18 protein-coding genes are annotated in these 20,887 nt (G+C 43.8%); 3 read left to right on the forward strand and 15 right to left on the reverse strand.

The window, feature by feature from the left end; translation table 11 throughout:
* Nucleotides 1–535: 535 nt before the first annotated feature.
* On the reverse strand, nt 536–1,597 hold the full coding sequence (mtnA, locus tag TOL9009_RS0132540; RefSeq protein WP_029637557.1) for an S-methyl-5-thioribose-1-phosphate isomerase: 1,062 nt from the start codon (nt 1,595–1,597) through the stop codon (nt 536–538).
* Nucleotides 1,598–1,897: 300 nt separating this feature from the next.
* Between mtnA and TOL9009_RS0132545 the strand changes: the two genes are divergently transcribed.
* Complete coding sequence (locus TOL9009_RS0132545; protein WP_029637558.1) at nt 1,898–2,221, forward strand: H-type lectin domain-containing protein; 324 nt, start codon at nt 1,898–1,900, stop codon at nt 2,219–2,221.
* A gap of 381 nt (nt 2,222–2,602) precedes the next feature.
* Here TOL9009_RS0132545 and dxs read toward each other — a convergent pair whose 3' ends face one another.
* The 14 genes from dxs to TOL9009_RS41280 all read right to left on the reverse strand — a co-directional run bounded on the left by dxs (nt 2,603) and on the right by TOL9009_RS41280 (nt 19,131).
* Entirely contained in the window at nt 2,603–4,510 is a 1,908-nt protein-coding gene (gene dxs / locus TOL9009_RS0132555; RefSeq protein WP_029637559.1) for a 1-deoxy-D-xylulose-5-phosphate synthase, read from the reverse strand.
* Nucleotides 4,511–4,632: 122 nt separating this feature from the next.
* Entirely contained in the window at nt 4,633–5,415 is a 783-nt protein-coding gene (locus tag TOL9009_RS0132560) for a DUF4058 family protein (protein ID WP_029637560.1), read from the reverse strand.
* A 312-nt stretch (nt 5,416–5,727) separates the two neighbouring features.
* The gene (locus TOL9009_RS0132565) at nt 5,728–7,467 is read right to left on the reverse strand and encodes an ABC transporter permease (RefSeq protein WP_029637561.1); all 1,740 of its coding nucleotides are present in this window, start codon (nt 7,465–7,467) and stop codon (nt 5,728–5,730) included.
* Nucleotides 7,468–7,583: 116 nt separating this feature from the next.
* On the reverse strand, nt 7,584–8,921 hold the full coding sequence (locus tag TOL9009_RS0132570) for an ABC transporter ATP-binding protein (RefSeq protein ID WP_029637562.1): 1,338 nt from the start codon (nt 8,919–8,921) through the stop codon (nt 7,584–7,586).
* Between the two features lie 112 nt (nt 8,922–9,033).
* On the reverse strand, nt 9,034–9,432 hold the full coding sequence (gene crcB / locus TOL9009_RS0132575) for a fluoride efflux transporter CrcB (RefSeq protein WP_144238436.1): 399 nt from the start codon (nt 9,430–9,432) through the stop codon (nt 9,034–9,036).
* A gap of 275 nt (nt 9,433–9,707) precedes the next feature.
* Nucleotides 9,708–11,099, reverse strand: a complete 1,392-nt coding sequence (locus TOL9009_RS0132580) for a UDP-glucose dehydrogenase family protein (protein WP_029637564.1) — start codon at nt 11,097–11,099, stop codon at nt 9,708–9,710.
* 119 nt (nt 11,100–11,218) lie between these two features.
* Nucleotides 11,219–12,154 carry a UDP-glucuronic acid decarboxylase family protein gene (locus tag TOL9009_RS0132585; RefSeq protein WP_029637565.1) on the reverse strand — a complete coding sequence of 312 codons (936 nt, stop codon included), beginning with the start codon at nt 12,152–12,154 and terminating at the stop codon, nt 11,219–11,221.
* 291 nt (nt 12,155–12,445) lie between these two features.
* Nucleotides 12,446–14,575, reverse strand: a complete 2,130-nt coding sequence (locus tag TOL9009_RS0132590; protein ID WP_029637566.1) for a cation:proton antiporter domain-containing protein — start codon at nt 14,573–14,575, stop codon at nt 12,446–12,448.
* A 152-nt stretch (nt 14,576–14,727) separates the two neighbouring features.
* A complete protein-coding gene (locus tag TOL9009_RS0132595) occupies nt 14,728–15,384 on the reverse strand; it encodes an HAS-barrel domain-containing protein (protein ID WP_029637567.1) in 657 nt (218 codons plus the stop codon).
* Nucleotides 15,385–15,560: 176 nt separating this feature from the next.
* Nucleotides 15,561–15,758 (reverse strand): NAD(P)H dehydrogenase subunit NdhS, encoded by a 198-nt coding sequence (locus TOL9009_RS0132600; protein ID WP_029637568.1) that lies wholly within the window; start codon nt 15,756–15,758, stop codon nt 15,561–15,563.
* 42 nt (nt 15,759–15,800) lie between these two features.
* Nucleotides 15,801–15,932: a hypothetical protein gene (locus TOL9009_RS49835; protein WP_260676001.1), complete on the reverse strand. Its 132-nt coding sequence runs from the start codon at nt 15,930–15,932 to the stop codon at nt 15,801–15,803.
* A gap of 61 nt (nt 15,933–15,993) precedes the next feature.
* Nucleotides 15,994–17,322, reverse strand: coding sequence for a rod shape-determining protein RodA (gene rodA, locus TOL9009_RS0132605; RefSeq protein ID WP_029637569.1), 1,329 nt, complete (start codon nt 17,320–17,322; stop codon nt 15,994–15,996).
* A gap of 108 nt (nt 17,323–17,430) precedes the next feature.
* Entirely contained in the window at nt 17,431–18,501 is a 1,071-nt protein-coding gene (locus TOL9009_RS0132610) for an Mrp/NBP35 family ATP-binding protein (RefSeq protein ID WP_029637570.1), read from the reverse strand.
* 144 nt (nt 18,502–18,645) lie between these two features.
* On the reverse strand, nt 18,646–19,131 hold the full coding sequence (locus TOL9009_RS41280; RefSeq protein ID WP_038298187.1) for an SRPBCC family protein: 486 nt from the start codon (nt 19,129–19,131) through the stop codon (nt 18,646–18,648).
* Between the two features lie 115 nt (nt 19,132–19,246).
* Between TOL9009_RS41280 and TOL9009_RS48090 the strand changes: the two genes are divergently transcribed.
* Nucleotides 19,247–19,384 (forward strand): hypothetical protein, encoded by a 138-nt coding sequence (locus TOL9009_RS48090; protein ID WP_186227747.1) that lies wholly within the window; start codon nt 19,247–19,249, stop codon nt 19,382–19,384.
* Nucleotides 19,385–19,634: 250 nt separating this feature from the next.
* Nucleotides 19,635–20,681, forward strand: coding sequence for an oxygen-dependent coproporphyrinogen oxidase (gene hemF / locus TOL9009_RS0132620; RefSeq protein ID WP_029637571.1), 1,047 nt, complete (start codon nt 19,635–19,637; stop codon nt 20,679–20,681).
* Nucleotides 20,682–20,887: the final 206 nt, after the last annotated feature.

Raw genomic sequence — 20,887 nt, forward strand, 5'->3', positions numbered from 1 at the left:
CGGAAAACAAGTCGTTTGGTTCAGAAAACAAGTCGTTTGGTTCAGAACACAAGTCGTTTGGTTCAGAAAACAAGTCGTTTGGTTCAGAACACAAGTATTTTGGTTCAAAACGCAAAATTAGCTTACTTTCTATATTCTGATAGGTCTAAACAACATCAATTTATGCAGTGTGGGATAAAAATCGGAAGAATATCAGCAAATTGCTTACACAATCAACCCATCGCAAACACTTTCTCACGCTGAAACGTCTCGTAACAAAAACGTCGCAACCATCGTAGAGACGTTCCGCCGGAACGTCTTTACAGTATTAGGACTTACGCACTCATTACCAAAAAACAAGACTTTGAGATTGCTTCCTTGCGTCGCAATGACGGAAATACATAGTTCGCGCGTAAATCCTGAGTATGCGTGATTTGCTATAATTAGCCCACGCAGGTGGGCTTCCCTTCGGGACGCTGCGCGAACGTTCGTATAGCCCCAGGCTTCCAGCCTGCGGGCGTTATGTGCAACCTCACATATAATTGGTATAAACTCTTTAAACCACTTGCTTTTCTTTGAACTTTTGTAACTCCCCAGGAGCAAATGCACCATGTTCGGTGATAATTGCTGTAATTAATTCTGCTGGAGTCACATCAAAAGCTGGGTTATAAAATTCTGCCCCAGTTGGTGTAAGTATGGTTTCACCAACTTGATATATTTCGCTTGCATCGCGTTCCTCAATGGGGATTTCGCTACCATCAGGTAATTCAAAATCAACGGTAGAAAGTGGCGCCGCAACGAAAAAGGGAATATTATGTGCCTTTGCAACAAGTGCTAAACTATACGTCCCAATTTTATTAGCCGCATCCCCATTCGCAGCAATTCTGTCAGCACCCACAACTACAGCGTGAATCAAGCCTTGCTTCATGCAATGAGCCGCCATCCCATCAGTAATTACCGTAACCGGAATGCCTTCTTGCACACATTCCCAAGCGGTGAGTTTTGCACCTTGCAATCTGGGACGGGTTTCGTCGGCAAAAACGCGCTCTAAACGTCCTTCACGCCATGCGGAACGGACTACACCCAATGCTGTACCATAACCAGCAGTGGCTAAAGCTCCAGCGTTGCAGTGAGTGTGAATTGTTAACTTTTCTGGGGTAGCGGGTAAGACTTTTAAGCCATTATCACCGATCGCCTGACAAGTCTGCAAATCTTCTGCATTGATAGCTTGGGCAGTTTGCAAAAGGATTTTTTTGATGTCTTCTACAGAACCGACAGTTTGGTAAGCAACTTTCTTCATGCGGGAAATTGCCCAAAATAGATTTACCGCAGTTGGACGAGTAGCAGCCAAAATTTGAGCGACTTTTTCCAAAGAATCGAAAAATTGAGTGCGATCGCTAGTTTCAATTTCCCTCGCACCAAGATACATCCCATAGGCTGCTGCTACACCAATTGCCGGCGCACCCCGAACTATCATAGTTTTAATTGCCCGCGCCATGTCTTCACTCCGGTGAATCTCGACAACAGCATACTCATTCGGTAAGCGGGTTTGGTCAATAAGTGACACCGAGTCGTTGTGCCAAATAACGGGATAAACCTGGTTTGTGGAAGGTATCATAAAAATCATTAGTTTAATAAAAGGGCATTAAATACTTAAACTACGGCAACAAATTTGCCAAAAATATCATAGCCTTACTTAAGACTTAATAATATAAATTTTTGCTTGACTTGAGCGATTTAGTCAAACCGCATTAGCGACACCTTGATTTAAATTTCTGAATATGTTCTAATTTTAGCAAATATTTCCGGGCGAGTAAACGACGCAAAACCGAGGTTTAAAGCCTGAATAGAACTCGACCATCGCCAAATTCAAGTTTGGCAAGTTGATGTAAACTTTCATTTGAAAAAGGTAAAAAAAATGACCCAAAAAATTATTTACGGAACAGTTAACGAAGACGGAAAAAAACAAAGTGGACAAGGGTTTGAAGTTCAATCAGTGGATACAGGAACCTATGCAATTACTTTTAACGAACCTTTTAACGAACCTCCCAGTGTAGTAGCTACTTTAAAGGATTGGGGTGCTGATAATCAAATTATTGTTAAGGATATAACCCCAAACCAAGCTCAAGTTAATATTTTCGATTTGGGAATTAAGCAACAATCAGGGGGAAGCTCTCCTGAACTGGCAGTTACGAAAGAAAAGTCTGCGTTTAATTTTATTGCCATTGGTGAAGGTAATTAAATGGACATCGACCTAATTTAATTATGCGTTGCCCGAAACCCTTGATTAGACGTTCTGCCGGAACGTCTTTGCTCTTTTCTGGAGATGTCTAATGGATATCTCCAGAAAATAATTATGCGTTGCCCGAAACCCTTGATTAGACGTTCCGCCGGAACGTCTTTACTCTTTACATTGTAGAGACATTGCATGTGCAACATCTCTACACCAAAATTCATCCCATCATATAATGTCCGCGCTTATTACTTACTAAACCCGGAGAACCCCACCCCGCCAAAGCTTTGCTTTGTCTCCCCTCCCCGCTTGCGGGGAGGGGTTGGGGGTGGGGTTCTTTTATTATGGGTAATTTGGCGGACATCCCATCAATCAGCAACGCCGAATTAACTAAACAACAGATGATGGTTGCTTACTAAAGAAAGCTTGCATCACCGTTTCCGCCATTTGCGGACTAGTTAAACCTAAGGAAGCCTTAGATTCATTCGGTTCGGCATGATCTACCAAAACATCTGGTACACCAATTCGCTTCACTCTAACCACAATATCAGCATCTAACAGCGCTTCTGCTACAGCTGAACCGAAACCACCCATCAAACAACCTTCCTCTAAAGTGACAACGCGACCGATTTTTTTCGCCAAAGGTAAAATTAATTCTGTATCCAAGGGCTTGACAAAACGAGCATTGATCACAGTAGCTTGTATTCCGTGTTCGTTGAGAATCTCGGCAACTTGCATCGCTGGGTAAACCATTGTGCCGTAACCTACTAACAACACATCATCGCCATTGCGGAGAATTTCGCCTTTGCCGATTTCCACAGGTTCCCAGCCTTCTTCCATCAAGGGGACACCATAACCATTACCACGAGGAGTCCGCATAGCGATCGGTCCTGAGGTATGATTAATCCCAGTCACCACCATCCGTTGCAATTCCGCTTCATCTTTGGGTGCCATCACCACGATATTAGGAATGCAACGCAGATAAGCGATATCATACATACCTTGGTGCGTTGGACCATCAGCACCGACAATTCCTGCCCGATCCATGCAGAAGAACACGGGCAAGTTTTGGATGCAGACATCGTGAATTATCTGGTCGAAGGCACGTTGCAAAAAGGTAGAATAAATGGCAACCACAGGGCGTATACCTTCTGCTGCGAGTCCTGCTGACATGGTAACGGCATGTTGTTCGGCGATACCCACATCAATATATTGATCGGGCAATTTTGCTTGAAGTTTGTCTAAACCTGTTCCTGTAGCCATCGCTGCCGTGATACCGATAATTTTCGGGTTTTGTTCGGCGAGTTTGACTAAGGTGTGGGCAAAGACTTTGGCATAAGCGGGGGGTTTAGGCTTGTTGGAAGGAATGGCTTTGCCTGTGGCTACGTTAAACGGATTTTGGGCATGGTAGCCAACTTGGTCATTTTCGGCAATTTCATAACCTTTGCCTTTAGTTGTCGCTACATGCACCAAAACTGGTCCGGTCATTTTATGTGCCTGTTCAAAGGTGGCGATTAATTCTTCTAAATTATGCCCGTCTACAGGTCCCATGTAGGTAAAGCCGAGTTCTTCAAAGACTGCACCAACTTTGGGAACGGCTAACCGTTTCATTCCTTCTTTGATGCGTTCTAATTCCGGTGAAAGAGATTCCCCAACAAAGGGAATTTGCTTGACTTGCTCCTCAAAGTTATCTTTAATAAATTGTACCGGCGGACTGAGACGCATTTTGTTGAGGTAACGAGGAATCGCTCCAACGTTAGGAGAAATTGACATTTCGTTGTCGTTGAGGACAACTAACAAGTTAGTTTTGGGCAAGTGTCCAGCATGGTTGATGCATTCTAACGCCATACCACCAGTTAGGGCGCCATCACCGATAATGGCGACAACTTTAAATTTTTCGCCTTTGATATCTCGCGCTAAAGCCATACCTAATGCGGCTGAGATACTGGTTGAAGCATGTCCCGCGCCAAAATGGTCAAACTTACTTTCACCGCGCTTGAGATAACCGGCAATTCCGTCTTTTTGTCGCAAGGTGTGGAAATTATCGTAACGCCCTGTAATTAGTTTATGGGGATAAGCTTGGTGTCCGACATCCCAAATGACTTTATCACAATCTAAATCTAGTGTTTGATAAAGCCCTAGTGTTAACTCTACAACACCCAACCCCGGTCCCAGATGTCCCCCAGTTGCGGCTACGGTTTGGAGATGCTTATCCCGAATTTGACGGGCAATTTGCTGCAACTGCCTAATCGATAAGCCGTGTAGCTGGTTTGGATGGGTTATTTCACTCAGGTGCATACTAATAGGATTTTCCTCTCTACTGATCGTATTATGATTTTCCCACGCTGATGTTGCCACTTGAGAGGAGAATGTGACAAGGGGGATAGGGAGGCAGGGGAAGATTAGACAGTTGTGGCGATCTACCTTAATCTTTGCTGTTGTAATCTCTCATTCAGCCAAACCATATCCAGTTCTGACAAAGCGGGAATTGGGGGACGACTGTAATCAATCCTTAAGTCATAACTCCCCTGATCGTAAATCTGATCTAGCAATGACTTGAGAACAATCGCTGGTTCTAGTTCATTAGTCTTTAACGGCACTGGAAATTCAGGAATCCTATCTTGCAAATTAAACCCATAAAGTTGAGCTTTTGGACGAGTTTCGCTCTTGCTGACCACAATTCGATAATGACTTTGCTCAAAATCTCCTACCATTGCCATCGCATTTCCCTGACGCAACAAATCGATTTCCACAAAATGAGTTGCACTACCCAAAATCTTTAACCGCTTTGTTTCGTATTGCAACCGTCCGATTCCCACCTGTTTATTTTTAGGAGAAAGTACCTCAATGATGGTTACAACTTCCTCGGTTTCTATGGCACGAATTTCTAAGTATGCTTCTGTCAGAATCTCCGGTAAAGGTAGCAACACCTCAATGGGCTGGGGGGTTGGAGCGATCGCCAGATTCGATTCAGTCGATCGCGTTAAAGATGGCGAACTTTGTACTGAGACATCGGGGACACCCACAAGCAAAGCCGTATCTCCACTCACCTCGTACATCCGTTCCTCGATCGCCACAATGTACTTCGGGCGAAGCTTAGGAGCGAGGTCATTAGCGATCGCCGTAATTAACCGATGATGAATTCCCGCGCACAGGGAAGGATGTTCTAGATAGGGATTCATACCCGCAAAGGGAGAAGGCATAAGATGTGCAAACCTAGCTGTTTTTTATCTTAAATAACAGACTTACAGCATTTCCGGCTGCTATGAGGTACAGTAGCAGCCGACTTACTTAAGCTTATCCTAAACGTGGAAACTTCGATTTTGCAACAGCAAGGGAAGACGGGAATGGATGTTGAACTGTGCAGACATTAGTTCGAGTTAAATAGACATCTGGTAGAAATTAAATATGCGTTGTCCGAAACCCTTTTTTTTCAACAGATGTCTAATAGGTGTATTCTACCCTGCGAGAACGCCTAGCGGCGAACGAGCGGGAAGGGACTTCTGCTGTAAAAGTTAAACCAAGAGTTGATATTTTTCCTGCGCTAACTTGTAAAGAGGACGCCAAACTAGACGATTTGTCAGCACAACTAATAAAGACATCACCCCTGTTGCTGCTAGAAGTAACGGGAAATTGCCCGAAGTTGTCGCTTGAGAAATCGTTGCACCAAGTCCAGATGTAGTAATCACCCGTCCTTGAAATGTGACATACTCACTAACTATACTGGCATTCCATGCACCGCCAACAGCGGTAATAATGCCTGTAATTAGGTAGGGGAAGATAGCAGGTAAAATTAAAGTCCGCCAACGTTGCACGCGGGAAAGTTTATATACCCAAGCAGCTTCTAGTAAGTCTGCGGGAATTGACTGGGCGCCAGCAATGACATTAAATAGCAGATACCACATGGTTCCCAACATCATTAAAGCAATGGAGCCAATTTCTAAACCGCCAGCAATTCGGGTTAACCCTAATAATAAAATGGGAAATAAAGCTGTTGCCGGAACCGAAGCCGCAATTTGCACTAATGGTTGCAATATTTGAGCTAGACGAGGATTGCGTCCGATCGCTACTCCTACAGGAACAGTCCACAATAAAGATAATACCAAGGCAACAATTACCCGTAAAGCTGTAGACACAGCCCCACCCATGACTTGCAGCCAATCAGCCGCACTCATGACTCGCAGTAGCAAAGCGGCTTCCCAAGTTCCCCACAGTACAATTAAAGCAAAGCCGCTGATAAATACCCAATTGAGGAAACCAGACAATTTGATGTTTCCTTTGGGGTTAACTGGTAGGGAGCGAACCGGAAACGCTTGAATTAAACTGTAGTCTAAAGCTGTTTGTAGTGGTTGCAAAACGCGATCGCTCACCATTCGCAAAGTAGGCGATCGCCTGATAATATCTAACACCCATGATTGCGGTACATTTTGTGCTTCAACCATCTCTAACTTAAACTTTTCTGTCCAAGCTATCAGCGGACGCCACACAAAAAAATCAATCAATACAATCACCCCAACCAGCACCGCCAAACCTGAGAATATAGCTTTATAATCTCCCCGACTAGCTGCGGTTCCTAAAAAAGAACCTAACCCAGGTAAGCGAAAATCTTTATCACCTAAAGTAAACGACTCAATCGCAATCAAAAAAAACCAGCCCCCAGCCACTGACATCACACTATTCCACACCAACCCAATTGCCCCAGCAGGTAATTCCAATGTCCAAAAGCGTTGCCAGAGGTTAAGCCGATAAACGCGAGCTGCTTCTAACAACTCTTGGGGAATACTCGATAAAGACTGGTGAAAACTAAAAGTCATGTTCCACGTCATGCCAGTAAAAATTAGCAGAATCGAGGCAAGTTCTATACCAATTCGCTGACCTGGAAACAAGGCAATTAGAGCCAGAACCACTCCTGGTAAAAAGGACAACACCGGAATTGATTGTAAAATATCCAACAAGGGAATTAAAATCAGTGCTGCAATCCGCGATCGGTATGCCGTATAAGCATAAATTAGGGTAAATATCAAAGATAAAAAGTAAGCAAGACTCATGCGGAGCAGCGTTTGAGCCGTATAACCTGGTATTGCACTGATGTCTGTAGAAACTGTCAGATTTGGTTGAAAACCACCGCTAAATTGCGAAGCGGTTCTAACAATTGCCACAATTAATACTAAGACTGCCAAGATGAGCAATCCATCTTGCCAAGTCCAATTGAGGCGTCCCAGAGTTTTATTTGCGGGAGTGAGGGAGCGAGTCATATTAAGGGGGGAGAGGGGAGAGGGGGAGACGAGGGGACAAGGGGGCAAGGGGACAAGGGGACAAGGAGATGATTATTTTCCTATCCCCCTTTTTTTCAACCTTGATGCTTTATCCTTCAGACTTCAGATAGCATCGCAACTTGTTCTAAAAAGATTTGTCCGGCTGGTTCGTCGTAGCTGTATATCTCGGCATAACGACCCCAATCGATGGCAGTGTTTAGTTGCCGTTGGGCTTCTTCTGGGCTAAAGTGATTTTCGAGAATATCCAAAACCAGTTCTTCGGGAATACGTTGATTGCGTTTCGCTTCTAAAAGACGATAAATTTGCTGTACGAGGCGAATTTTGTCAAGTAGTTGCGATCGCACTATTTGTTTGCGTTCGTCGATTCCACCAGCAATAAATTCTTCGGCGATTGGGGTCAGGCTAATATCACCTTCTACCAATTCCACAAAATTCATCAATTTTGCAGCTTCGACAATTGGCAAAATATCATCTATCTCTAGTTGCAATTCTTGTCCTAAACGGTACAGGTCTCTTTCATTCCGATCTTCCAAAAGTTCCAAAAGACCAGCTATGGAGCCAATTCTCACAGAGGGCAGTGATTGATTTTTGGGTGGTTCTGCCACTGCTGGGGTAGAAGTAGTAGCAGTGGCTGGTGGTTCAATTGTATCTAGGTCGGGATTTGTGAGAATTTTATATACTTGATCTACTAAGGCTTGGAAGTTGGGATTTTTGCGATCGCGGTAATGAGGTAAAGTGACAGGTAAATCGGCTCGTATTCTTCCCGGATTGCGTCCTAAAACAATAATCCGATCCGCCAAAATCACCGCTTCTTCAATCCCGTGGGTGACGATTAATATAGCTTGGGTGGGTATTTTTCGCTCTAACCACAAATCTAGTAATTCAAAACGCAAGTTTTCTGCTGTCAGCACATCCAAAGCCGAAAATGGCTCATCCATGCATAACAGTTCTGGTTCTACGGCTAAAGCTCTAGCAAATCCAACTCGCTGACGCATTCCCCCAGAAAGTTCTTTGGGATAAGCATTCTCAAATCCGTCTAAACCGATAATATCAATCATCCGCAGCGCCTTTTCTCGGCGAGAGTCAGATTGTGTTCCTTTTGCCTTTAAACCGAGTTCCACATTTTCTAATACGGTTAACCAAGGATAAAGAGCAAAGCTTTGAAAAACAATTGCGACTCCTGGATTCAAGCCTACCAAAGGACGGTTGTGATATATAACTTCACCCTGAGTTGCAGGAATTAACCCAGCAATCATCCGCATCAAGGTAGATTTCCCTGAACCCGAAGGTCCGAGTAAAGCGACTATTTCCCCTGGACGCAACTCTAGGCTAATATTTTCTAGAATTGCGATTTGCTGACCGTTGGGTTGCCCATAAGATTTATTTACACCTCGTAGAACAATCAGGTGTTCTGTGGCTGCTTTTACAGGCATGGCTTTCCCTCTAAAGCTAACGATCAATTAGAATCTCAGACTGAGATTATCTTATGCTCAAATTGTGTGATCTAACTCTTATATTTTGTTGTTATTTGAAAGAGGGATAATTTTATCGCCACAATCGGGCTAAAATCACGCCTAACTGAACGCTGATTATTCCTAGTATTGCACTGCCAGCCCAATAGAATGTTGCTGTTAAAATTGTGCTATTACGCAATAAACCGACTGTATCTAAACCGTAAGTTGAGAAAGTTGTGTAAGCACCTAAAAATCCTGTAGCGACTAACAAACGCACTTCTGGAGAGATTATTGTTACATTATTTAAGGCAAAAGTGGTGAAAAATCCCATCGCCAAACAACCGCTGATATTAATAAAAAAAGTACCATAGGGAAAACTGACTCCAAAGCGATCGCTAAACCATAAAGTTAAATAATATCGACTTAAAGCCCCAGCGATCGCTCCTAAACTAATGGCGATGCAATTACGAATTTCCGTCTGTTGTATCATTTTTCCTGGGGCAGAAGTATTAAAAATGACCAATAATATCATGTCCGGTCAAACAGCCACAATAAAAGAACCCCTCCCCAACCCTCCCCGCCTGCGGGGAGGGTGCCATAGGCGGGTGGGGTTCTTCATGAATTTCGCGCAAGCTACCCGACATGATATAACATAAAATCCCCCATTTTTTCAACGGGGGATTTACAAATGTAAAGACGTTCCGAGGGAACGTCTCTACGACGCTGGCGATGTTTTTATTAGTGTTAATTAAACGTAAAATCGATTTAGCGTCCAACACCTATATATTGGAATCCAGCCCGTACCATTGTTTCCGGATCGAGGAAGTTACGACCGTCAATCATTACCGGATGGGACATCAACTTTGCCATTTTGGCGTAATCGAGATTGCTGAACTGTTGCCATTCAGTTACCAATACTAAAGCATCACAACCATCTGCAAGGCGTTCGGCGTCGGTTTCTACCAAGACGCCGGAAAGACCATGACGCATTCCGGTTTGAGAAATAATTGGATCGTATGCTTTAACTTTGGCTCCGAGTCGGTTCAACTGCTCAATCAAGTTGAGTGCGGGAGCGTCGCGCAAATCGTCGGTATCAGGTTTAAATGTCAAACCGAGTAATCCGACAGTTTTGCCTTTGAGGATTTTCAGGGCTTGTTGGAGTTTTTCTAAAGCAATCAAGCGCTGACGTTCGTTGACGCTGACGGCAGCTTTCAGCAGTTGAGCTTCATAGCCGTAGTCATCAGCAGTATGAACTAAGGCAGAGACATCTTTCGGGAAGCAAGAACCACCCCAGCCGATACCAGCTTGCAAGAATTTGCTACCAATGCGAGAATCTAAACCGATACCTTTTGCTACTTGGGTAACATCAGCACCAACGCGATCGCAAATATTCGCAACTTCGTTAATAAAACTAATCTTAGTTGCTAGAAAAGCGTTAGCAGCATATTTAATCATTTCTGCCGAGCTTAAATCTGTTGCCAATACAGGCACTTGGGGTAAAGATTTATCAGAAGCAAACTTGCGCTCGACAATTGGGGCATACAATTCTTTCATCATGCCGATCGCTCTGGGAGAGTTACCACCTAAGACAATGCGATCGGGGTTAAAGGTGTCGTATACTGCCGAACCTTCACGCAAAAACTCTGGATTGCTGAGTACATCAAACTGAGATGTATACTCAGGCAATTTCTCTTCACTTCCAGCCCCACCTGCGGGAACTAATGTTTTTTGGCGTTCAGCAATCCCATCCATCACAATCATCCGCACCCAGTCACCTGAGCCAATAGGTACTGTAGATTTGTTGACGATGACCTTATAACCACCGTTAAGATTTGCGCCAATACTACGGGCTACAGCCTCAACGTAGCGGGTATCACTTTCACCAGTGGGTAAGGGTGGTGTTCCCACTGCAATAAACAAAATTTCCCCGTGGCTAACGCCTGCACCGATGTCAGTTGTGAACTCAATATTACCCGATTCAATGGCAGAGTGCATAATTTCCGAGAGTCCAGGCTCGAAAATTGGCGACTGTCCAGACTTCATTAACTTGACTTTTTCTTCGTTGTTGTCTACACAAATTACATTATGTCCAATATGAGCCAAGCAAGCGCCTGTAACCAAACCAACGTAGCCAGTACCAATTACACAAACACGCATTTTATTAATTCCTTAGTTTTTTGGGGTTAGTTGTCAAAGAGAAGTTTTCAAGAGTCAAAAGTCCAGAGTCCAAAGTCTAGAAATGCCTTGACTACTGACTACTGACTGTTGACTGTTGACTATTGATTACCTTTGATGCGATCGCGGAAATCTTCTATGGTCAGTTTTAACCCCTCTTGCAGAGGAACGGTAGGTTCCCAATCTAACAAAGTTTTTGCTTTGGTAATATCGGGACGACGGCGACGCGGATCGTCGGAAGGCAAAGGCTCAAATTTTATTTCTGCATCCGGATTTATCAGGTTCTGCACGGCTTGAGCTAATTCTAAGATCGTGTATTCACCAGGATTGCCTATATTTACTGGACCGACGTAATCACTCTTCATCAACCGTAAAAATCCTTCGATCAAGTCGGAAACGTAGCAGAAACTACGGGTTTGGGAACCATCCCCGTATATTGTTAAAGGATTGCCCCGCAAAGCCTGAACGATAAAATTACTTACTACCCGACCATCATTTTCTAACATCCGAGGACCATAGGTGTTGAAAATACGGACAACCCGGATATCAACTTTATTTTGTCTGTAGTAGTCAAATGCTAAAGTTTCCGCAATTCGTTTGCCTTCGTCGTAGCATGAACGCAGCCCGATGGGATTGACGCTACCTCTATACTCTTCTGTTTGCGGATGAATTTCTGGATCTCCGTACACTTCGCTGGTTGAAGCTAAGAAAAATCGTGCTTTGACACGTTTAGCCAACCCCAGCATATTCAACGTCCCGATAACGTTGGTTTTGACTGTTTTGACTGGATTGTACTGGTAATGTACTGGGGAAGCAGGACAAGCCAGATGATAAATTTGATCCACTTCTAACCGAATTGGTTCGGTGATGTCGTGGCGGATGAGTTCAAAGTATGGATGATTCATCCATTTGTAGATGTTTTGTTTATTACCTGTGTAGAAATTGTCCAAACAGATAACTTCATGCCCCTCAGCCATTAGTCTGTCGATCAGATGGGAACCAAGAAATCCAGCACCGCCTGTCACCAAAATTCTCATAGTTTACCAGTTACTTACATATTTTTGCAAAATGCGATCGCGCCTGTTTTTAGAGTACCCAGCCTGATAACAAAATAAAGCACTTCCACGGGTAACTAAATCACTAAATTACTTCACAATTCACTTAGCAAAATAACAAACATTCATAGCCTAATCTGGGCTTTTCGGCAATACTTTACAAAGACTTTAAAAATATAAAGTTTTGAAACACAAAAAAGGGCAATGGGCAATGGGCATTGGGAATAAAAAGAAGCGATCGCGTATTTGGGTTTTCCCATGCCCCATGCCGCATTACACAGCAGCTGTAGTATTGGGAACTGCTGTAGGCAAAACTGCTGTGGGATTGCGTTCTGGTTCGCCAAGCATGACGATAGAGCAGGTGAGTTGTCTGGCTAACTGGGTAGTGACATCGCTAATGGCTAATCCACCGGGACTTGTGCGATTGCGTATAAAAGGTAACACTACTAAATCATATAATCGTGCTGCCTGTAAAATTGCTTGGGCAACATTTTCATGGGCAATGATTTGAACTTCTGGGGGATTGGGCAAAGCTAATTTAGATATTAATAAGCCAAGTTGCGATCGCCTAGAAGCGATTTTACTAGAACTAGTACGGCGATCGCATACATTCAAGACGGTAACTTGCGCTTGATTTGCTTCTGCTAACATGATGGCAAATTGAACCGGTTGCAATGAGGGTGCCATCAGATTTTCTACAGGCACCAAAATTCGCTGAATTTTTCTCGGTGATTCTACTAAACGTGTCACCGCTACGGGACAATGAGACGCCCAGAGAACGCTGTCAATCACATTACCAAATAAACGCGCTCTCAGTCCAGTGCGTTTGCCCCAACCCATAACAATTAAACTAGCTTTTTGTTCGCGAGCAGCTCTGCTGATCCCCTGAGCAAAAGCATCATCAATTCGCAGCAATGGTTCTGCTTCTACGCTTAATACTTGACTTTGAGCGGTAGCTTTGGAAAGTAAGCGTTCACTACGTTGTAGAGAAATTTCTAACTGTGGTGCATCCATGTGAGCCGCCGCTGTAGCGATCGCTAATGGTATAATTCTACCATTTTCCTGACGCGCTAATAATGCCGCCATTTCAATTAAATATTGCTGAGTTTGCGGATTGTAAACAGGTACGACTATAGTAAAATTACTGCGTTTTTTCTCTATATTTTGATATGTTGGTGTTGTAGTTGTGTGCTCCTCAACAGATGATGAAGCCAAACCAGCAGCAAGCCGACTGGTAATCAACGGTCCGATGGTTGATGTCACCAGCATTAAGCTAACAACACTATTTAATACCCATATCGGTAACAACTCCGCTCGATATCCCACTAATGTTGCCGCTAATGTCGCACCCACCTGGGGTAAACTCAGCGACCACATCATTAACATTTCTTGCCAGTTATAGCGGTAAACTAGTTTCGCTAAAAAAGCGGCGAGAAATTTGCTCAACAATAAACCAATTACAATAAATAGGGTTAGCTTCAGCGTGCTAAAGTTGTTGCCAGCCGGCAAATTAATTAATGAGCCAAGGTGAACAAAGAAAATAGGAATAAACAGCACGCTACCAACGAACATTACCTTTTCTTTGACTGGTCCAGAAGCGAGAACCCCATTTACTGCTAAACCTGCTAAAAAGGCTCCAACGATTTTTTCTACTCCGATTAATTGAGCACCAACAGCGGCAATAAATACGCAAAGCAATACAAATAAAAATTGGTTTCCCTCATCGTCTCCAGATCGTCGAAAAAATTCTTTCCCCGCCCAATAAAAGCCGACTAATACAACGATTAAGTAAATAATTAAGGAATTAAATAAACTTATCAATCCCCAATAAGTGAATTGTCTAGCATGAACGGCTATACACAAAGATAATACCAGCAGTGCGCCGATGTTAGTAAAAATTGTGGCTCCAATGGTGACGGTGACGGCTTGATTTTTGACTATTCCTAAGCGATTGATCAGGGGATATGCTAATAAAGTGTAGGAAGCTAACAAAGAGCCAATTAATATCGAAGCATTGCCGCTAAAGCCAAAAATGTGCCCGATTAATGTTCCTAGTCCTAGGGGGATAAAGAAGGTAAAGCTACCAAATCCAATAGAACGACTTTTTTGACGACGGAATTGTTCTAAGTCAACTTCTAAACCTGCAACAAACATCAAGTATACTAATCCGATATCTGATAGCAAATTGATAGTTGGCGAATCAGGCTGAAATACATTCCAACCTGATGGACCAAGTACTACCCCCGAAAAAACCAAACCTACTAATCCGGGTAGTCTTAGCCGCTCAAATAGAATGGGTACGACTAAGATAACCAGTAATAAAATGGCAAAAGAAGCAATTGGTTCCTTGCCAAGAACTTGGTTTGTCGGTTCTAATGCAAGAACTTGGGAGATGAGTTCCATAGGTAGGACTTGTGTGTTCGCATAGGGTGAAGCGACAATTGCCCCAAGGCAATTGTTCGCTGTGAAAATAAATTAATCATCCACCCTGGAGAAAATGAAAAAGTGAGAAAATTTAACTTACAGAAGTTGAGGCGATCGCGTATGCTAACTACCTATGGGTGAATTTGGCTGAGGATAAATCGCAAGCGATCGTAATCGTCTTTGAGCAGCACACTTAAGGTTCTACCGGCTTTGATTAACCATTGTCGATCGGCTTTGCGTAACTGGTACACTTCTCTAATCGCAGCTGCGGTTAATGAGTCTACTGGGGCACCGTTGACAAAAAGCAATGTCCGCAAAAAATCTAGCTCTTCGGTGAATTTAACGATCGCTTCTGGTTCGCATCGATAAACAGCTTGATGAATTTGTGGCGGACGCGGTGGTAGATATTGATACACCCGATTATTAGAACTTATGCTACCAGATGGCTGTTCAAATCCGACGATCGCCGCCCGAAATTCTGTTTTCAGCATGGCGAATATCTGGGGTTGTTCCTCTCGCAAATCCTGCAAAGACAACCCTAAAGCTCTTGCTCTGTGTACGGAATCTATGGGCATTGTTGTTGCATAATACACCAACCCATAAACTTGATTGCCTGATTCTTCATCCACAGAACAAACCCAGCTACCGAATGGTGGCATGGGTGGGAAGCTCAAATCTTCAGGTTCGAGACACTGTGCCAAAAATTCGGTAGTAGTAGTTTCGATCACCTCGGCGATGTGGTTGGGGTGGCGATCGCTACAAGAAAACTGTGGTAAAGGAAGGCGCATAGTATTAATAAGTCAAGAGTCAAAAGTCAAGAGTCAAAATGTTATGGACTGTTGACTCTTGACCATTAGACATCTCCATAAATTAATGATGCGTTACCTGAACCCTTGTAGAGACGCGAAATTACCCTGCGGGAACGCCAAGGGCGAACGCGTCTCTACATTCATTTTCACGCCGTCTATTTCGCTTTTTTCCGTCCGGCAGTGGTTTCTACAAGATCCAATTCGCTGAGGCGAAAGCTAACTAGCTTATCCCAGTTACCACCTTCAAACAATACGGCTACCTTACCATCACTCACCCGTTGCACGAGTCCTTCAAAGCGATAATAAGTATCTGCGGGATTCTTGACACGAACAGTCGCTCCTGGCAGGATCATGATTTTAACCTCGCTTGTTTCCTTTTAATAGCTTAATACTTGTCAGCTGTTGGTGGATAGTTGTTGGTGGATAGTTGTTGGTGGATAGTTGTTGGTGGATGGTTGTTGGTGGATGGTTGTTGGTGGATGGTTGTTGGTGGATGGTTGTTGGTGGATAGTTGCTAGTTGTCCCAAATAACTCTTACCTACTAACCACTAACCACTAACCACTAACCACTAACCACTATCCTCATAACTAATATCTCTGCCTAGAGTGACGAAAATTTGCTACTGATTCTACTAGTCCCAAAGCGATGAAGTTGCTCAACATGGCAGAACGACCGTAACTCATCCAAGGTAGGGGAATCCCCGCCACCGGTGCTAAACCAACCGTCATGCCCACGTTAACAATCACCTGAAAGACGATCATCGACAAAACGCCAATAGCCAACAACGAACCAAAATTATCTTTGGCGGTTTGAGCAATATGTAATAATCGCAGACAAATAAAGCATAAGACAGCCAGCAATAGCAAACAACCAATCAAACCAAATTCTTCACCTACGGCAGAGAATATAAAGTCTGTATGCTGTTCGGGAACGAAATTTAGTTGAGTCATTGGACCCTTATTTAGTCCCCATCCCCAAATTCCCCCAGCACCAATGGCAATGCGAGATTGAATTAGGTGATATCCTGTTCCGAGAGGGTCGGCATCGGGATTGAGAAATGAGGTGATCCGACCTTTTTGATAATCTTTCAATACATGGTTCCAGACGAAGACACCTATTTCGCCGCCTAGCATGTTCAGACCCCATGCACTGATACCGCTGATACCAAATCGACGCCAAGGGAGAGTTAAAAAGCCTAATACACCCATCGCGACTGACCAAATTAATCCTAAAGGTCCCAAAGATAGTTGGTCAAACAAAACTATCGGCGCTGAAAGGGGCCAAGGTGTACTAAAGAGAATCGCAGCGACGATGGGAGAAATCATCAGTATTAACCAGCCTGGGTTAGCATTTGCCCAGTACAACATCCCTAAAACGATCGCTCCAAATACCAGTGATGTTGCCAAATCAGGTTGTATAAATACTAATGCCCAAGGAATGAGAGTAATTGCCAAAGCACGGAAAACATTATCTATTTGAGAAGCGCTGCGCTTGTGTAACAAAGCCGCTAAGGTGATGATTAATCCTATTTTGGCAAATTCTGAGGGTTGTATGGGAATGCCAGCGATACTAAGCCACCGTTGTGCTCCTTTGGCGCTTTGACCAGCTATCATAACGGCGATTAAGCTGATATTGGTTATTGTATAAGTTATCCAGTGCAATTGAATCAGATTTTCGTAACGGATGCGGGCAAGGATCAGGGCTATTACGGTACCAATGCCACCCATGAGCCAGTGCCACCACCAGTCAGTGAGTCCTTGGTTCAATTCGGTACTTTTGATCATAATGCCACCAAATAGCGTGACGGCGATTGGTAAGCCTAGTAGCAGCCAGTCTAATTGCTGCCAGGGTTTAACCCATTGTTGCCAGCGAATTTTTGGTACTGACTTTTTGGAGAGCGACCTTTTTAACAACATTGATTGTGTGTGTGATTTTAGACTTTAGGTTTTAGATTTGAAATTTAATTAGCACTTGAAATCTGTATTCCCCGGTTGCGGATGGGGAACCAGACGAAAATTTAAATTCTATGTTAGGGCAGCAACTGATACTTTGCCAGCGATAGTGAGGGCGATCGCATACAATGCTTTTGCACTAGCTGAATCTGGGTGTCCAACAACAATTGGCACACCGCTATCACCCCCTACTCTGGTACAAATTTCTAGGGGTACGCACCCCAGCAACGGCACACCCAACTCGGCAGCAGTTTTCTCACCACCACCGGAACCAAAGATGTCATACTGCTTATCTGGCATATCTGGGGGTATAAAATAACTCATATTTTCCACTATCCCTAAAACTGGCACGTTCATCTGCTGAAACATTCGCAAGCCTTTACGAGAATCTAACAAAGCGACGTTTTGCGGTGTGGTGACAATTACTGCCCCTGCCATTGGCACAGATTGTGTCAAAGTTAACTGAGCATCCCCCGTCCCTGGTGGCATATCCACAATCAAATAGTCGAGTTCTCCCCATTCCACTTGATAGAGAAATTGGCGAATCACTCCGTTTAGCATTGGTCCGCGCCAAATCACGGGTTGATCTCGGTCAATCAAAAAGCCCATTGAAACTAACTTGACGCCGTGATTAAAAGCAGGTTCCAGGATTTCGCCTTTTTCGCCAGGACGGACAGTAATTTGGGCATCACTCAGCCCTAGCATGGTGGGATCGTTAGGTCCGTAAATATCGGCATCGAGTAAGCCGACTTTTGCGCCGGTTTGTGCTAACGCTACCGCTACATTCACAGCTACCGTACTTTTACCTACGCCACCTTTGCCGCTAGAAATGGCGATAATGTTTTTTACACCACTAATGCCAGTGCGGTCGGGTAAGCTTTTTTGCTGAGGTGTTTCTGCTGTGACTTCTACAGCTATATCTGTAACACCAGGCAGTTTTTTAACGGCTCTTTTGCAATCTTCGACGATAAATTCACGTAGGGGACAAGCGGGTGTTGTTAATACTAAAGTGAAGCTTACTTTGCCGCCGTCAATTTTGACGTTGCGAATCATGTTGAGTTCTACCAGGCTTTTGCGAAGTTCTGGATCTTCCACCGGTCGCAGCACATTTAGAACCGACTGAGAATCGAGGACATCATACATCGTGTTTTCACCCTTGCCGCTGTAATAAATCTTTGCAACTAGTTTTTATGATCTACTTGCATCTTAACTTTATGAAGGTATTGTTAGTTGGCATTGGGCATTGGGCATTGGGCATTGGTAATTTTCCATGTAAGAAAATTCCCACTAATTCCCTGCTGACAATCCTGCCTTTTCTACAGCATCAACTAAAGCGCGGGCTACGCGATCGCTATAGGGACGGGAAAACGACCAAATCAGAGGCGATAACCAACCGCGTAGGGTGACAGAATAAGACAAACAAGTGCCACAAACTGTGGACTCTAGTTGATAAGTTACTCGTTCTTCTATGCCGGGAATTGCCAGCACGCGTACAGTTAAAAGTTCTCTGGGATTGACGCATTCCACAAAAATTCGGATAGGAATCGGCGACAAGCGTGTTACCGCTTGATAAATCAATCCGGGTTTGGGTACTAATCCGTAGGGAACATTGGTACTCTTGAGCATTGGATGCCAGGAAACGTCTGCTAAATCTACTACCTTTTGCCATAGTTCGTCTGGTGAAGCAGAACTAATTTCTCGATACGTTCGCACCAGAGAAGCACAAAACAGACGCCGTTTGCGGTGGATAAATTTGGACAACCAAACTTGCATTTTTATAATCCTCTTCCTGGCTAAACATCTGGTTGGGGCATTGGGCATTGGGCATTGGGCAATGGGAAATGGGCAATGGGCAATGAGAATTAAAGAAATTCAATAAAGCAACTGCGTGAATAAATACGATTCTTTCCATGCCCCATGCCCCATGCCCCATGCCCCATGCCCCATGCCCCATGCCCCAGTCCGTATGTTTATTTTTTTGTACGTCCTATGCCCCTACACACAATATCAAAGTAATATCTTTTAATCGCAACTTGGTATCACACTTAAATGTTCACATAAATTAAGCATAAAAAACTTAGTCAATATACAAGCGTATACGCATTTGAGGGACAATATCTTTGTTATGCCCATGTTTGCTAGGTGAATGCTTGACTGTCACGCTATACAAGCAATTGTGATTTAAGTCGGTTCTTTTGGCGTGTATTGCCTGCAATGTTTAAGTTGAGAGATTTGTTGCTTTTTAGAAATTGTAATTTTAGGTTGCTGAATTTATGATGTTGACCAACTCGCTTCATCGCCAAACCGAATCATCTAAGTCTTTACCCCCAACTGACGCTAAGGCTAGGGTGAGTCAGTTTATGAAACACTTGCAGGACAAAATTACTCAAACCCTAGAAGAGGTAGATGGTGTGGGTAAGTTCCAACAAGATAGTTGGGAACGTCCTGAAGGAGGTGGAGGGCGATCGCGTGTGATGCGTGAGGGTGCAATATTTGAACAAGCTGGTGTGGGTTTTTCGGAAGTTTGGGGAGATCACCTACCACCCTCTATTTTAACCCAACGCCCAGACGCAGAAGGACACCGCTGGTATGCCACCGGTACTTCAATGGTGCTACATCCTCGCAATCCTTATGTACCCACCGTTCACCTAAATTATCGTTACTTTGAAGCAGGTCCTGTGTGGTGGTTTGGTGGTGGTGTGGATTTAACCCCTTATTACCCGTTCGCTGAAGATGCAGCACATTTTCATCAAACTATCAAATCTGCATGTGATAAGCATCACTCAGAGTATTATCAAGTGTTTAAGCGCTGGTGTGATGAATATTTTTATTTGAAACACCGTGGGGAAACGCGGGGTATAGGTGGTATATTTTTTGATTACCAACATGGTGAAGGTGAGTTATATCGCGGTCCCCAGCCGGATGATGAAGCGGCTATTTACAGCAATCAGTTAGGGGCGCTAGAACCACGCACTTGGGAAGAATTATTTACTTTTGTGCAAGATTGTGGTAATGCATTTTTACCATCTTACGTGCCAATTGTGGAACGGCGACATAAAACAGAATATGGCGATCGCCAACGGAATTTTCAACTTTATCGTCGGGGTCGGTATGTAGAATTTAACTTGGTTTATGACCGAGGCACTATTTTTGGTCTGCAAACCAACGGACGCACCGAATCTATTCTCATGTCTTTACCTCCGTTGGTACGCTGGGAATACGGCTATCAGCCAGAACCTAACTCCCCCGAAGCCCAGTTGTACGAAACCTTCCTGAAACCTCAAGATTGGGCAAATTGGACACCAAACCACAGTGCTGAGTAATAAGCGTGCTAAGTGGTGAGTGCTGAATTAAACTACTATCATGAAAGCACTTAGCAAAAAAAATGACGTTTTGGCTGTTGCTTGTTAATCTCAAGTATAAGCATTGGAGGTTTTTTATCAATTAATGAGCCAACTATTTCACTATCACCTTGCTACTGTGATCGCAGTAGCAAGGTGATAAAGATTACTTTTAAAAGATATTTTGG

Source organism: [Scytonema hofmanni] UTEX 2349 (assembly GCF_000582685.1).
Taxonomy (GTDB): domain Bacteria; phylum Cyanobacteriota; class Cyanobacteriia; order Cyanobacteriales; family Nostocaceae; genus Hassallia; species Hassallia hofmanni.